Below are 14,130 nucleotides of genomic sequence, written 5' to 3' on the forward strand. Positions count from 1 at the left end.
GGCGGCGTCGGGGAAGGGCGCGAGGCCGACCTGCGGGTGGGCCGACTGCCATTCGGCGTACTCGGTACGGGCGAGGGCCCTCCCGGGTCCCGCCCACCGCCGCGCGCCGTGTCCGCGGCCGCCGGGGCCGGAGGTCCTGCACGACCCAGGCCGTGCGCGCCCCCGGCCGTGCGCGCCCCCGGCCTCAGGCTCCGGCCTCAGACTCCGGCGGCCAGGAAGCGCTCCACGCGGGCCGCGAACCACTTCGGGTCGTCCAGCCACGGGAAGTGCGCGCCGCCCGGCTGGACGTCGGCCAGTCCCCGCGGGAAGAGCGCCGCGAGTTCGGCGGCGAGGCCGGCCGTGGGGTTGCTGTCCAGCTCCCCGGCCAGCACCAGCACTTCGCCGCCCACGCTCCGCAGGGCGGCCCGGGTGGCGGGCGGGTCGAAGGCGCCGGGGCCCGCGAAGGCGGCGGAGGCCGCCGCGTTCTTCTCGCGGTCGCTCGCGTCGATGTGGGCGCGCACCTCCGCGTCCCAGCGCCCGTACGCGAGCGGCATCGCCCTGCGCCAGTGCGCCGGGGCGGGAGTGCCGCCGGCCGCGAGGATGCCGAGGATCTCCTCGTAGGCGGCGACGGCGCTGTCGTACGGCTCGCCGCCCGCCCGCTTGCGGACCACCTCCAGGCGCTGCTCCGGGGTCGAGTCGAGGCCCACGGCCCAGCAGGTCGGGGTGATCAGGGCCAGGCGGCGCAGCCGGTCGGGGTGGGCGGCCGCGTACAGCTGGGCGAGGTTGCCGCCGGCGGAGTGGGCCAGGACGTCCATGCGCTCGAGGCCGAGGTGGATCCGCAGCGCCTCGACGTCGGCGACCTGGTGGTCGACCCGGTACGTGGACGCGTCGGCCGGGACCGCCGAGTCGCCCGTGCCCCGCAGGTCGAGGAGGACCAGGCGGCGGCCGGCGGCGAGCCCGCCGAGGTCGCCCATGTAGGCGGAGGCCCGCATGGCGCCGCCGGGGAGGCAGACGAGCGGCTCGCCCTCGCCCCGGAGGTGGTAGGCGAGCGCGGTTCCGTCATGAGTGGTGAAGATCGGCATGGGCCCATCCCATCATGCGATCACTCGTTCGAGTCATTGATTTAGCCGCCGGGCTGGGGCAATCTACCGAATGATCGGTCGGTCGACTCGAAGCAAGGCTCCGGTTCACGGTTCAAGATGGGGTGACGGCATGACGGCGCATGCGGATGTCCACGACGAAGGCGAGCGGCTCGGCGGTGACGAGCTGGCCGCGCTCCAGCTGCAGCGGCTGCGCGCCACCTTGAGCCACGCCTACGAGCGGGTGCCGCACTACCGGCAGGCCTTCGACAAGGCCGGCGTCCACCCGGACGACTGCCGCTCCCTCGCCGATCTCGCCCTCTTCCCCTTCACCACCAAGGCCGACCTGCGCGACCAGTACCCCTTCGGCATGTTCGCCGTGCCGCGCTCCGAGGTCCGCCGCATCCACGCCTCCAGCGGCACGACCGGCCGCCCCACCGTCGTCGGGTACACCGACAAGGACCTCTCCACCTGGGCGGACGTGGTGGCCCGGTCCATCCGGGCGGCGGGCGGCAGACCGGGCCAGATGGTGCACGTCGCGTACGGGTACGGCCTGTTCACCGGCGGCCTCGGAGCGCACTACGGCGCGGAGCGGCTCGGCTGTACGGTCGTCCCCGCCTCGGGCGGGATGACCGATCGCCAGGTCAGGCTGATCCAGGACTTCCGGCCGGAGATCATCATGGTGACGCCCTCGTACATGCTCACGCTGCTGGACGAGATGGAGCGCCAGGGGATCGACCCGCGCGGCACCTCGCTGCGCACGGGGATATTCGGCGCCGAGCCGTGGACCGAGGAGATGCGCCGGGAGATCGAGCAGCGGCTCGACATCGACGCGGTGGACATCTACGGCCTGTCCGAGGTGATGGGCCCGGGCGTGGCACAGGAGTGCGTGGAGACCAAGGACGGCCTGCACATCTGGGAGGACCACTTCTATCCGGAGGTCGTGGACCCCTTCACCGGTGAGGTGCTGCCCGAGGGCGCGTCCGGGGAGCTGGTGTTCACCTCGCTGACCAAGGAGGCCATGCCGATCATCCGGTACCGGACCCGGGACCTGACCCGGCTGCTGCCCGGTACGGCCCGGCCGGCGTTCCGGCGGATGGAGAAGGTGACCGGCCGCAGCGACGACATGATCATCCTGCGCGGGGTCAACCTCTACCCGACGCAGATCGAGGAGATCCTGCTGCGCACGCCCGCCCTGGCCCCGCACTTCCAGCTGCGGCTGACCCGGGAGGGCCGGATGGACGCGCTGACCGTGCGGGTGGAGGCGCGCCGGGAGGCGGATCCCGCCCAGCGGCAGGCGGCGGCCGCTTCCGTGGTCCGCGCGGTCAAGGACGGCATCGGGGTCTCCGTGGCCGTCGAGGTGGTCGACCCGGAGACCCTGGAGCGGTCGGTGGGCAAGATCAAGCGCCTGATGGACCTGCGCGAGCCGCGGTAGCCGGCCGGGGAGGCCCCGGCGGCGCCGCGCGACCACCCCTTCGGGCCTACTTCGGGGGAGCCTCCGAGAACCGGCGGGTCCGTCCGGGTAGTCCATGAGGCGTGACCTCGATCTTCCGCCAGCTCCACGACCGGCTCCAGGCCTCCCCGGCCGGGCTGGCGTGGAGCCGGGGGCGGGAGATGGAGCTCATGCACCGGGCCATGGGCTTCGCCGCCCTCGGCTTCCTGACCCTGGTGCCGCTGCTGGTGGTCGTCGCGGCCGCCGCCCCGGGCAGCGGCTCCGGCTTCGGGCGCTGGCTCGGCCAGGCCCTCGGGGTCACCGAGTCCTCGCGGGCCCGCGTCGAGATGCTGTTCGGCGCGGCCGACCTGGCCCTCGAGCGGACCACCGCGTTCGGGCTCGCGGCGCTGGCCGTCTTCGGCCTGACCTTCGGCTCGGCCGTGCAGACCGGGTACGAGAAGGTCTGGGACCTGCCCACCGCCCGCTGGCACACCATGTGGCGGCACGTCGTGTGGCTGGCCCTGCTGGTCTGCTACCTCGCGCTGCTCGTCGAGATCCCCGCCCCGTCGAACGACGCGGTCGGCACCATCCTCGGCACCACCGGCGACCTGCTCGGCACCATCCTCTTCTTCTGGGGCTCCCAGCGGCTGCTGCTCGGCGGCCGGGTCCGCTGGCGGGCCCTGCTGCCGGGGGCGGTGGCGACCAGCCTCGGCCTGCTCGGCCTGCGGGTCTTCTCCCAGCTGGTGTTCTCCCCGCTGATCGCCTCCAACGCCGTCACGTACGGCCCCTTCGGCACCCTGCTGGTCGTCCAGTCCTGGCTGGTCGGCGTCGGCTTCGTGGTCTACGGCGGCGCCCTGGTCGGGCGCCTGGCCCACGAACACCTCACCGCCCGGCGCCTGCGGGACACCGTCCTGCCCGACTGAGGCCCCGGGCGGCCCTAGAGGGTGTCCTCCCGGCCGAAGCGGTCCCGGAGTTCCCGCTTGAGGATCTTGCCGCTGGCGTTGCGCGGGAGGGCGTCCACGAACAGCACCCGCTTCGGGGCCTTGAAATGGGCCAGCTTCTCGCGCGCGTACGCCAGCAGCTCCGCCTCCGTCACCTCCCCGCGCACCACCACGACCGCCGTGACCGCCTCGATCCACCGCTCGTCCGGCAGGCCCACCACCGCCGCCTCGGCCACCCCCGGGTGGGTGTACAGCACGTCCTCGACCTGCCGCGAGGCCACCAGCACGCCGCCCGAGTTGATGACGTCCTTCACCCGGTCGACGACCGTGAAGTACCCTTCCGCGTCCCGTACGGCGAGGTCCCCGGAGCGGAACCAGCCGTCCCGGAAGGCCTTCTTCGTCGCCTCCGGATCGTTCCAGTAGCCCAGGCAGAGCTGGGGCGAGCGGTACACCACCTCGCCCGCCGTGCCGTCCGCCACCTCCGCACCGTCCTCGTCGACGACCTTCGCCTCGACGTGGCGGACCGGCCGCCCGCAGGACTCCATCCGCCCCTCGTGCTCGTCCGGTCCCAGGACCGTGGCCAGCGGCCCGATCTCGCTCTGCCCGAAGCAGTTGTAGAAGCCGAGCCCGGGCAGTCGGGCCCGCAGCCGCTCCAGCACGGGCACCGGCATGATCGAGGCCCCGTAGTACGCCTTGCGCAGCGCGCCCAGCTCGCGCCGACCGAACTCCGGGTGGTTCGCGAGCCCGATCCACACCGTGGGCGGCGCGAACAGGGAGTCCGCCCGCCCCGCCTCCACCAGGTCGAAGACCTCCTCGGCGACCGGCGCGTCCAGGATCGTGTTCCGCGCGCCCACCGCCAGGTAGGGCAGCAGGAAGACGTGCATCTGCGCCGAGTGGTAGAGCGGCAGCGAGTGCACCGGGCGGTCCGCCTCGGCCAGGTCCAGCGCCTCGATCGCGCTCTCGTACTCGTGGACCAGGGCCTTGTGCGTCATCATCGCGCCCTTGGGCAGCGCGGTGGTCCCCGAGGTGTAGAGGAGCTGCACCACGGCGTACGGATCGCGGTCGGGCACGAACGGCAGCGGATCGGCGAGCTCCGCCAGGAAGGAGCCGGGCGCGTCGCGCAGCGGCCGCACGGCATGGCCCCCGGGAATCCGCTCGGCCAGGTCCGGGTCGGCGAGGACCAGCGCGCTCGTGCAGTCGCCCAGGGTGTGCGCGAGGTCCTCGCCGGTGAGGTTCTGGTTGACCGGGACGTGCGTGAGACCGGCGCGCGCGCAGGCGAGGAAGGCGATCAGGTAGGCGTCGCTGTTGTGGGCGAAGGTCGCGACCCGGTCGCCGTCGGCCAGCCCGTAGCGCTCGCGCAGGACGGCGGCGCCGGTGGAGACCGCGGCGTCGAGCTCCGCGTACGACCACGTCCGTCCGCGGTAGCGGACCGCCTCCCGGTCCGGGACCCGCAGCGCGCTGTCGCGCACCAGCCCGTCGACCGTGTTCTGCCGCACCGCCCGCGCTGCCGTCATGGCGTGATCCTCGTCTGCGTACGCACTCGGGGTCAATGATCCGGACAACCGGGACACCAAACGGGATGTTGACAGATCATCAGCCCGCCTGCATGAGTGTGGGGGCACACGAGCACCGCCTGCACCACGGCCAACCCCGCCCATCCACAGGCTACTTGGGAGGCACTTTGCACTCGTTCGACGGACAAGGCCGCACCCGCCCGCTCCTGCGGCGCGTCGCGCTCCTCGGCGCCGCCCTGCTCGCCGCCACCGCCGCGGCCCCGCAGGCCTCGGCCGCGACGGCCGCGGCCGACCGCGGTTCCTCCGGCGGCGGCCTGTCGGCCGTCATCCGGTACACCGAGAACGGCATCCCGCACATCGTGGCCCAGGACTACGCGCACCTCGGCTTCGGCACCGGCTGGGCCCAGGCCGCCGACCAGGCCTGCGTGCTCGCCGACGGGTTCGTGACCGTGGCCGGCGAGCGCTCGCGCTGGTTCGGCGCCGACGCGGCGACGGACGGCTCCCTGTCCTCCGCGAGCAAGAACCTCACCAGCGACCTGTACTTCAAGGGGGTCCGGGAGGCCGGCACCGTCGAGAAGCTGCTCGCCGCGCCCGCCCCGGCCGGTCCCACCCGGGACCTCAAGGAGCTGATGCGCGGCTGGGCCGCCGGGTACAACGCCTGGCTGGCTCAGAACAAGATCACCGACCCGGCCTGCAAGGGCGCCGCCTGGGTGCGCCCGATCACCGCCGTCGACGTGGCCGCCCGCGCCTTCGCCGTCTCGGTGATCGGAGGCCAGGGGCGGGCCGTGGACGACATCGCCGCGGCGCAGCCGCCGGGCCGGGCGGCCCCCCTCGCCTCCGGCCCGGCCTCCGGCCCGGCCACCGATCCGGCGGCCGCCGCCGAGGCCGCGCGGGCCTTCTTCGACACGGGCCGCTACGACATGGGCTCCAACGCGGTGGCCTTCGGCGGCTCCACGACGGCGAACGGCCGCGGCCTGCTGCTCGGCAACCCGCACTATCCCTGGCAGGGCGGCCGCCGGTTCTGGCAGTCGCAGCAGACCATACCCGGCGAGCTGAACGTCTCCGGCGGCTCCCTGCTGGGCACCCCCGTGGTGAACATCGGATTCAACGAGAAGGTGGCCTGGAGCCACACGGTGGCCACCGGCACCCCCGTCAACCTGCACCAGCTCACCCTGGACCCGGCGGACCCGACCGCCTACCTGGTCGACGGCAAGCCGGAGAAGATGACGCAACGCCAGGTCAGCGTCCCGGTGGCGGGCGGCGCCCCCGTCACCCGCACCCAGTGGTGGACCCGCTACGGACCCGTGGTCAGCGGCCTCGGCCCGGGCCTGCCGCTGCCCTGGACGGCCGGCACGGCGTTCGCGCTGAACGACCCGAACGCGGCCAACCTGCGCGGCTCCGACACCGCCCTCGCCATCGGCAGGGCCCGCTCCGTCTCCGGGATCCAGGACGCGCTCAGGCGCACGCAGGGCCTGCCCTGGGTCAACACGATCGCCGCGGACTCCGCCGGCGGGACGCTGTTCACCCAGTCCCAGGTGCTCCCCCGCATCACCGACGAGCTCGCCGCCCGCTGCTCCACCCCGCTCGGCAAGGCCACGTACCCGGCGTCCGGGCTCGCGGTCCTCGACGGTGCGCGCGGCGACTGCGCGCTCGGATCGGATCCGGACGCGGTGCAGCCCGGGGTGTTCGGTCCGGGCAAGGCCCCGACCCTGCGCGACGCCCCGTACGCCGAGAACTCCAACGACAGCGCCTGGCTGGCCAATGCCCAGACGCCGGTGACCGGCTACGAGCGGGTCTGGGGCTCCCTCGGCACCCCGCGCTCGCTGCGGACCCGGGGCGCGGTGGAGGACGTCTCCGCCATGGCCGCCAGGGGCCGGCTGACCGTGGCGGACCTGCAGAAGCAGCAGTTCGCGAACCGGGTCCCGGCCGGCGATCTGGCGGCGGCCGACGCGGCGAAGGCCTGCGCCGCCCTGCCCGGCGGCGCGGCCACCGCGAGCGACGGCCGGTCGGTGGACGTCTCGGCGGCCTGCGCGGTGCTGGCGGGATGGGACCGTACGGCCGACACCGGCAGCCGCGGCGCCCTGTTCTTCGACCGGTTCTGGCGCAAGCTGACGGCGAGTACGCCGGCCAAGGACCTGTGGCTGGTGCCGTTCTCGGCGGCGGACCCCGTCCGCACGCCCCGTACGCTCAACCAGGCGGCGCCGGGGATCGGACGGGCTCTGGCGGACACGGTCGCGGAGCTGGCGGCGGCCGGCATCGCGCCGGACGCGGCGCTCGGCGAGCACCAGTTCGTGGTGCGCGCCGGGCAGAAGCTGCCGGTGCCGGGCGGCACCGAGGCGCTCGGCGTGTGGAACAAGATCGAGGCGCCGTGGAACGCGGCGGCCGGCGGCTACCCGGAGGTCGTGCACGGCTCCAGCCACATCCAGGCGGTCGGCTGGGACGGCGGCCGCTGCCCGGTGGCGCGCACGCTGCTGACGTACGGCCAGTCGTCGAACCCGAACTCGCCGCACTACGCCGACCAGACCCGGCTGTTCTCCCAGGAGCGGTGGGTGACCTCGCGGTTCTGCGAGCGGGACATCCTCGCCTCGCCGCAGCTGAAGGTGGTCTGGCCGCGCGAGCGCCGCTGACCCCCGCCCGCCCCGGGCGGAGCCGGATCGCTCCGGCCCCGCCCGGGGGGGGCTCACGGACTGACGGCGAGGAAGAGGTACGCGGCGAGGAGTACGAGGTGTACGCCTCCCTGCAGCAGGGTGGCCCGGCCGGGAGCGATGGTGAGGGCGCTGACCACGACGGTCAGGGCGAGCAGCACCATGTGGATCGGCCCGAGGCCGAGCAGCAGCGGGCCGGAGAGCCAGATGGTGGCGAGGGCGATGGCCGGGATGGTCAGTCCGATGCTGGCGATGGCGGAGCCGTAGGCCAGGTTGAGGCTGGTCTGGACGCGGTCCCGGCGGGCGGCGCGGACGGCGGCGAGGGTCTCGGGGGCCAGTACCAGCAGGGCGATGATCACACCGACGACGGCGTTGGGCAGGCCCGCTTTGGCGACCCCCGCCTCGATGGTGGGCGAGACCGCCTTGGCGTCGCCGACCACGGCGATGAGTGCGACGAGCAGCAGGCCGAGGCTGACCAGGGCGGCGCGGGACGTGGGCGGCGCCGCGTGCTCCCCGTCACCGTCGCCGTCCCCGACGCCGTCGCCGTCCCCGCCCCGGTCCGCCTGGCCGCCGTCGGCGGCCCCGGCCGTCTTCTCCGCGCCCGCCCCGGTGGCCACCGGCAGGAAGTAGTCCCGGTGGCGGACCGTCTGGACGGCGATGAACAGCCCGTACAGGGCGAGCGAGGCGACGGCGGCGAAGGCCAGCTGGGCGGTGGAGAACTCCGGGCCCGGCTTGCTGGTGGTGAACGTCGGCAGTACCAGGCTGAGGACGGCCAGGGTCGCCACGGTGGCCAGGGCCGCCCCCGAGCCCTCGGCGTTGAAGACGGCGACCCGGTTGCGCAGGGCGCCGACGAGCAGCGACAGGCCGACGATGCCGTTGCAGGTGATCATGACGGCGGCGAAGACGGTGTCCCGGGCGAGGGAGGCGGTCTTGTCGCCGCCATCGGCCATCAGGGTGACGATGAGGGCCACTTCGATGACGGTGACGGCGACGGCCAGGACGAGGGAGCCGAACGGCTCGCCCACCCGGTGGGCCACGACCTCGGCGTGGTGCACGGCCGCCAGCACCGCACCGCCGAGGCAGAGGGCGACCAGGGCCACGGCGAATCCGGGCAGATCGCGTCCCCAGCTGAAGACGAGCGCGAGGAGCGCCACCACGGGGACCACGACGGTCCAGTCGGTCAGGGGCAATCTGCGGGTAGCCGTACTCATATCAGCCAACTTGCCAGAAGTGTCCCCCGAGTGCGTCGCAAGGAACGCCTCCGTGGGCCTGACGTGGCACTTCTCACGGAATGCCGGGCGTGGCGGACCGGGACCCCGAGCTCGGGTCGCGGGACTCGGGTCCCGGTCCGCCACGCCCGGGGCGCTCACATCGCGCGCTCGCGGCCCTCCCAGTACGGATCGCGCAGCCGCCGCTTGTACAGCTTGCCGTTCGGGTCGCGCGGCATCGTCTCGATGAAGTCGACCGACTTCGGCCGCTTGAAGCCGGCGAGCTGCCGCTCGCAGTGGTGCAGGATCTCGGCGGCGAGTGCGTCCCCGGCGACGAAGCCCTCGGCCGGTTCGACGACCGCCTTGACCTCCTCGCCCCAGTCGGCGTGCGGGATCCCGAAGGCGGCGGCGTCCGCGACCGCCGGGTGGGAGAGCAGGGCCGACTCGATCTCGGCCGGGTAGATGTTCACCCCGCCCGAGATGATCATGTCGATCTTGCGGTCGCGCAGGAAGAGGTACCCGTCCTCGTCGATCAGTCCGAGGTCGCCCACCGTGAAGAAGTCGCCGATGCGGTTCTTCTTCGTCTTGCCCTCGTCCTTGTGGTAGCTGAAGCCGCCGGTGTTCATCTTCAGGTAGACGGTGCCGAGTTCGCCGGGCGGCAGCCGGTTGCCGTCGTCGTCGAAGACGGCGAGTTCGCTGATCGGCCAGGCCTTGCCGACCGTTCCCGGCTTCTTCAGCCAGTCCTCGGCGGTGGCGAACGCGCCGCCGCCCTCGCTGGCCGCGTAGTACTCCTCCACGCAGGTGCCCCACCAGTCGATCATCGCCCGCTTGACGTGGTCCGGGCAGGGCGCGGCCCCGTGGATCGCGTGCCGCATCGAGGAGACGTCGTACGCGTCCTTCGTCTCCTGCGGGAGCGCGAGGAGCCGGTGGAACTGCGTCGGGACCATGTGGGTGTGCGTGCAGGCGTGGTCGTCGATGAGCCGCAGCATCTCCTGCGGGGTCCAGCGGTCCATCAGCACCAGCGGGTGCCCGATGTGCAGGGCGGCGCCCGCGAATTGGAGGACGGCGGTGTGGTAGAGCGGCGAGCAGACCAGGTGGACGTTGCCGTCGAAGGGCCGGATGCCGAAGATGCCGAGGAAGCCGCCGAGGTAGGTCTCCTCCGGGAGCTTGCCGGGCAGCGGGCGGCGGATGCCGCGGGGGCGCCCGGTGGTGCCGGAGGTGTAGTTCATGACCCAGCCGAGGGTGCGCCCCTCGGGCGGTGTCGCGCTCTGCCCGTCGAGGAGCCGTGCGTACGGGTGGAAGCCCGCGACGGCTCCGACGGCGAAGCGGTGGCTCGCGGGCAGGCCCGCCTCGTCGGCCGCGGCGGTCGCGGCCTCGGTGAAGCGCTCGTGGGCGATGAGGACCTTGGCGCCGGAGTCGGAGACGATCCAGGCGATCTCGGGGCCGACGAGGTGGTGGTTGACCGGGACCAGGTAGAAGCCGGCCTGGGAGGCGGCGAGGTAGGCGGTGAGGAACTCGACGCCGTTGGGCAGGACGACGGCGAAGACGTCGCCCTGCTCCAGTCCGGCGGCGCGCAGTCCGTGGACGAGGCGGTTGACGTCGGCGTGCAGCCGGCCGGCGCTCCACTCCTCTCCCTCGGGGGTGATCAGTACGGTGCGCTCGGGGTCGGCGGCCGCCTGGGCCCAGAATCCGTTGGGGAGCTGCTCACTCATGCTGGTCACACCTCTCAGGCCCGGCCGGCGATGCGGTTGATGCGGTCGATGGCGCGTTCGAAGCCGCTGGTGAGTTCGTCGAAGACGGCCTGGACGCTGCGTTCGGAGTTCATCCGGCCGACGATCTGGCCGACGGGGGTGCCGAGCAGCGGCTGGACCTCGTACTTCTGGATGCGCGAGACGGCCTCGGCGACGAGCAGGCCCTGGAGCGGCATCGGGAGTGCGCCGGGGCCGGCCGGGTCGTCCCAGGCGTCGGTCCACTCGGTGCGCAGCTGGCGGGCGGGCTTGCCGGTGAGGGCGCGGGAGCGGACGGTGTCCCCGGACCCGGCGGCGAGCAGCTTCTCGGTGAGGGCGCGGGAGTGCAGGTCGGCCTCGGTGGTGGTGAGCCAGAGGGAGCCGAGCCAGGCGCCCTGGGCGCCGAGGGCCAGGCCCGCGGCGATCTGCTCGCCGCTGCCGATGCCGCCGGCGGCGAGGACGGGGAGCGGGGCGACGGCCTCGGCGATCTCGGGGACCAGCACCATCGTGGCGATGTCGCCGGTGTGCCCGCCGGCCTCGTAGCCCTGGGCGACGACGATGTCGATGCCGGCTTCGGCGTGGCGGCGGGCGTGTTTGGCGCTGCCGGCGAGGGCGGCGACGAGGACGCCGTGGTCGTGGGCGCGCGCGATGACGTCGGCGGGCGGGGAACCGAGGGCGTTCGCCAGGAGTTTGATCGGGTAGTCGAAGGCGACGTCGAGCTGCTTGCGGGCGACCTGCTCCATCCAGCCCGTGATCCGCCAGCCCGATGCCTCGCCCTCGGCCAGCTCGGGGACGTGGTGCTTGGCGAGGGTGTCGCGGACGAAGGCGCGGTGGGCGGCCGGGATCATCGCCTCGATGTCGGCTTCGCTGATGCCGTCGACGGCCTTCTTGGCCGGCATGACGACGTCGAGGCCGTACGGCTTGCCGTCGGTGTGCTCCTGCATCCAGTCGAGGTCGCGTTTGAGGTCGTCGGGGGCCGTGTAGCGGACGGCGCCGAGGACGCCGAAGCCGCCGGCGCGGGTGATGGCCGCGGCGACCGCCGGAAAGGGCGTGAAGCCGAAGATGGCGTGCTCGACTCCCAGTTTCTTGCTCAGCTCCGTCTCCATGGGCGGCAGCATGCCGCAGCCCGGCGACCGAGGGAAGAGGTTTCTGATGACTCGTCAGATTCTTTACGGGCCGGTCGGTGCGGGGCACGCCGCGCCCGCGGGCAGATACTTCGGGAGGGCGGTTCGGCGAAGAGGAGGCCGGTGGTGGAGGAGCACACGGGGGACGGGGAGGCGCGCCGCAGAAGCCCTGCCGGGGCAGGAGTGAGCCGACGTCGGCTCGGGGGGCGGCTGTTGGCACTGGGCGGGGTGCTGCTCCTGCATGCCGCGCTGCCCGGGGCCGCGGGGGCCGCGGGCAATCCGGCCGAGCGGCGGGCGCTGCAGGGGCTGCGCCTGCGGTACGGGTCGGCGCGGCAGGCGGGGCTGGTCGAGCGGCATCTGGAGGCGGCGGCCGACGAGGCCCGGCGGTTCCTCGGCCCCTCCCCCGAGCACCCCTACTACGCCGGGGCCGTGGTGCTCGCCGGCCGGGGCCGCACGATCGCCCTGCACCGCGCGATGGGCGAGGCCGTGCGGTACGCGGACTACGACGGCCGCACCGACCGGATCCGGGAGTTCCCGGCGGCGCAGCGCATCCCGATGGCCGAGGACACCGTCTTCGACCTGGCGTCGCTGACCAAGCTGTTCACCTCGCTCCTCGCCGTGCAGCAGATGGAGCGGGGGCGGCTGGAGCTGGAGGCACCGGTGGACCGGTACCTGCCCGAGTTCACCGGAGGCGGCAAAGAGCTGATCACCGTGCGCCAGCTGCTCACGCACACCTCGGGGCTGCGCTCGTGGGCCCCCTTCTACCAGCAGCCCACCCGGGAGGGGCAGTTGAGGATGCTGTGCGGCGTGCGCCCGCAGGACACCCCCGGGACGGTGTACCGGTACTCGGACCTCAACCTCATCGCGCTCCAGCTTCTCCTGGAACGGATCACCGGTCACACTTTGGACCTCCTGCTCCACGACGAGATCACCGCTCCGCTCGGGATGCACCGCACCCGGTACAACCCGCCGCTCTCCTGGCGCCGCGTCACCGCCGCCACCGAAGTGCAGCGGCCGCCCTGGTCGGGCCTGGACCGCGGACTGGTCTGGGGCGAGGTCCACGACGAGAACGCCTACGCCCTCGGTGGCGTCGCCGGCCACGCCGGCGTCTTCGGCACCGCCTTCGACCTGGCCGTCCTCGCCCGTACCCTGCTCGACGGCGGCGTCTACGCCGGCAGGCGCATCCTGCGCCCCGCCTCCGTCGAGCTGCTCTTCACCGACTTCAACACCGCCTTCCCGGGCGACGACCACGGCCTCGGCTTCGAGCTCTACCAGCACTGGTACATGGGCGCCATGGCCACCCCGCACTCCGCCGGCCACACCGGCTTCACCGGCACCTCCCTCGTCCTGGACCCCTCCACCGACTCCTTCCTCGTCCTGCTCGGCAACTCCGTCCACCCCGTGCGCACCTGGCGGGCCGGCAGTGCACCGCGCGTCGCCGTCGGCAACCGCTTCGCCCGCGCCGTCCCGGTCCGTACGAAGCACGGCGGCCCGGCCTGGTACTCGGGCATGGAGAGCGGCGGGTCCGGCACCCTCACCCTGCCGCCGCTCACCCCGGAGACGGCCGCGGCCCGGCTGCGCTGCGCCGTGTGGTGGGACACCGTGCCCGGCGAGGGCGCGTTCCACCTGGAGGCCTCGGCCGACGGGGAGACCTGGGAGCCGCTGCCGTTCAGCACCCTGCGGTCCACGGGAGGCGTCCCCGAGCAGTGGCCGCGGGGCAGCGCCGGCGGCTGGTCCGGCCGCATCTGGCACCGTCTGGAGGCCCCGCTCACCGCATGGGCCGGCCGCCCGGTCCACCTGCGCCTGCGCCACACGGCGACCGGCCGCTACGTCGGCCGCGGGGTGTACGTGGACGTCGTACGGGTGGCGGAACCGGCCCGGCTCCTCTTCGCGGAGGACCGCCCGGCCGACGCCTCCCGCATGCGGGCCGACGGCTGGACCCGCTCGACGGACTGACCCACCGCGGGGTACGGCGAGGGCAGCCGCCCGCGTCAGGCCTCGCGGACCAGGCAGAAGGGATGGCCCGCCGGGTCCGCGTAGACGCGCCAGTCGTCGGGGACGGCACCGGTGCGGGCGTCCAGCAGCTTCGCGCCGCAGGCCAGCACCTGCTCCTGCGCCCGGTCCAGGTCCGGCACGGCGAAGTCCAGGTGGAACTGCTGGGGGTGGGCGGGGTCCGGCCAGCGCGGCGGCCGGTGGTCCGCGACCCGCTGGAAGGCGAGCACCTGGCCCGACGGCACGTGCAGCGTCGCCCAGTGCTCGTCCACCGACCAGCGCGGGTCCGGCCGGTTGACGGTCCCGCCCAGCACCTCCCGGTAGAACTCGGCAAGCCGCAGCGGATCCGGACAGTCCAGCACCACACACTGAAGTTCGGCGATCATGGCCCGATCCTAGGGGGTGTCCGCAAAGTAGCGCCGTGCGCCCGCAGGGCGCTCCCGCGGCGTCCGGTGCGTGCTCTCGGTGTGCCGGGCGGAAGCCCGTGTA

The 14,130-nt window shown here is 73.6% G+C and carries 10 protein-coding genes; 4 read left to right on the forward strand and 6 right to left on the reverse strand.

Annotated features, from left to right (window positions below):
* Positions 1 to 197: 197 nt before the first annotated feature.
* On the reverse strand, positions 198 to 1,061 hold the full coding sequence (locus ACFYZS_RS40095) for an alpha/beta fold hydrolase (protein WP_389024421.1): 864 nt from the start codon (positions 1,059 to 1,061) through the stop codon (positions 198 to 200).
* A 130-nt stretch (positions 1,062 to 1,191) separates the two neighbouring features.
* Between ACFYZS_RS40095 and paaK the strand changes: the two genes are divergently transcribed.
* Together paaK and ACFYZS_RS40105 are read left to right on the forward strand one after the other, a co-directional pair.
* A complete protein-coding gene (gene paaK / locus ACFYZS_RS40100) occupies positions 1,192 to 2,493 on the forward strand; it encodes a phenylacetate--CoA ligase PaaK (protein ID WP_389024424.1) in 1,302 nt (433 codons plus the stop codon).
* Positions 2,494 to 2,594: 101 nt separating this feature from the next.
* A complete protein-coding gene (locus ACFYZS_RS40105; protein ID WP_389024427.1) occupies positions 2,595 to 3,413 on the forward strand; it encodes a YhjD/YihY/BrkB family envelope integrity protein in 819 nt (272 codons plus the stop codon).
* A gap of 14 nt (positions 3,414 to 3,427) precedes the next feature.
* Here the strand turns inward: ACFYZS_RS40105 and ACFYZS_RS40110 are convergent, their stop codons facing one another.
* Complete coding sequence (locus ACFYZS_RS40110) at positions 3,428 to 4,945, reverse strand: fatty acyl-CoA synthetase (RefSeq protein ID WP_389024430.1); 1,518 nt, start codon at positions 4,943 to 4,945, stop codon at positions 3,428 to 3,430.
* Positions 4,946 to 5,112: 167 nt separating this feature from the next.
* On the opposite strand from ACFYZS_RS40110, the gene ACFYZS_RS40115 reads away from it, so the two are divergent.
* Positions 5,113 to 7,572: a penicillin acylase family protein gene (locus tag ACFYZS_RS40115; RefSeq protein WP_389024432.1), complete on the forward strand. Its 2,460-nt coding sequence runs from the start codon at positions 5,113 to 5,115 to the stop codon at positions 7,570 to 7,572.
* A 53-nt stretch (positions 7,573 to 7,625) separates the two neighbouring features.
* Here the strand turns inward: ACFYZS_RS40115 and ACFYZS_RS40120 are convergent, their stop codons facing one another.
* The 3 genes from ACFYZS_RS40120 to ACFYZS_RS40130 form a co-directional block, all read right to left on the reverse strand.
* Complete coding sequence (locus ACFYZS_RS40120; protein ID WP_389024435.1) at positions 7,626 to 8,801, reverse strand: calcium:proton antiporter; 1,176 nt, start codon at positions 8,799 to 8,801, stop codon at positions 7,626 to 7,628.
* A 155-nt stretch (positions 8,802 to 8,956) separates the two neighbouring features.
* A complete protein-coding gene (locus ACFYZS_RS40125) occupies positions 8,957 to 10,510 on the reverse strand; it encodes an acyl-CoA synthetase (protein WP_389024438.1) in 1,554 nt (517 codons plus the stop codon).
* A 14-nt stretch (positions 10,511 to 10,524) separates the two neighbouring features.
* Positions 10,525 to 11,631, reverse strand: a complete 1,107-nt coding sequence (locus ACFYZS_RS40130; protein ID WP_389024441.1) for a nitronate monooxygenase — start codon at positions 11,629 to 11,631, stop codon at positions 10,525 to 10,527.
* 141 nt (positions 11,632 to 11,772) lie between these two features.
* On the opposite strand from ACFYZS_RS40130, the gene ACFYZS_RS40135 reads away from it, so the two are divergent.
* The gene (locus tag ACFYZS_RS40135; RefSeq protein WP_389024444.1) at positions 11,773 to 13,605 is read left to right on the forward strand and encodes a serine hydrolase; all 1,833 of its coding nucleotides are present in this window, start codon (positions 11,773 to 11,775) and stop codon (positions 13,603 to 13,605) included.
* 35 nt (positions 13,606 to 13,640) lie between these two features.
* Here the strand turns inward: ACFYZS_RS40135 and ACFYZS_RS40140 are convergent, their stop codons facing one another.
* Positions 13,641 to 14,027 (reverse strand): VOC family protein, encoded by a 387-nt coding sequence (locus ACFYZS_RS40140; protein ID WP_389024447.1) that lies wholly within the window; start codon positions 14,025 to 14,027, stop codon positions 13,641 to 13,643.
* Positions 14,028 to 14,130 lie beyond the last annotated feature (103 nt).

The organism is Streptomyces sp. NPDC001903 (assembly GCF_042891345.1).
Classification (GTDB): Bacteria; Actinomycetota; Actinomycetes; order Streptomycetales; family Streptomycetaceae; genus Streptomyces.

Bases quoted from the DNA above. Each gene is read 5' to 3' on its own strand.
- ACFYZS_RS40095 (WP_389024421.1), bottom strand. From the start codon at position 1,061: ATGCCGATCTTCACCACTCATGACGGAACCGCGCTCGCCTACCACCTC.
- paaK (WP_389024424.1), top strand. From the start codon at position 1,192: ATGACGGCGCATGCGGATGTCCACGACGAAGGCGAGCGGCTCGGCGGT.
- ACFYZS_RS40110 (WP_389024430.1), bottom strand. From the start codon at position 4,945: ATGACGGCAGCGCGGGCGGTGCGGCAGAACACGGTCGACGGGCTGGTG.
- ACFYZS_RS40120 (WP_389024435.1), bottom strand. From the start codon at position 8,801: ATGAGTACGGCTACCCGCAGATTGCCCCTGACCGACTGGACCGTCGTG.
- ACFYZS_RS40125 (WP_389024438.1), bottom strand. From the start codon at position 10,510: ATGAGTGAGCAGCTCCCCAACGGATTCTGGGCCCAGGCGGCCGCCGAC.
- ACFYZS_RS40130 (WP_389024441.1), bottom strand. From the start codon at position 11,631: ATGGAGACGGAGCTGAGCAAGAAACTGGGAGTCGAGCACGCCATCTTC.
- ACFYZS_RS40140 (WP_389024447.1), bottom strand. From the start codon at position 14,027: ATGATCGCCGAACTTCAGTGTGTGGTGCTGGACTGTCCGGATCCGCTG.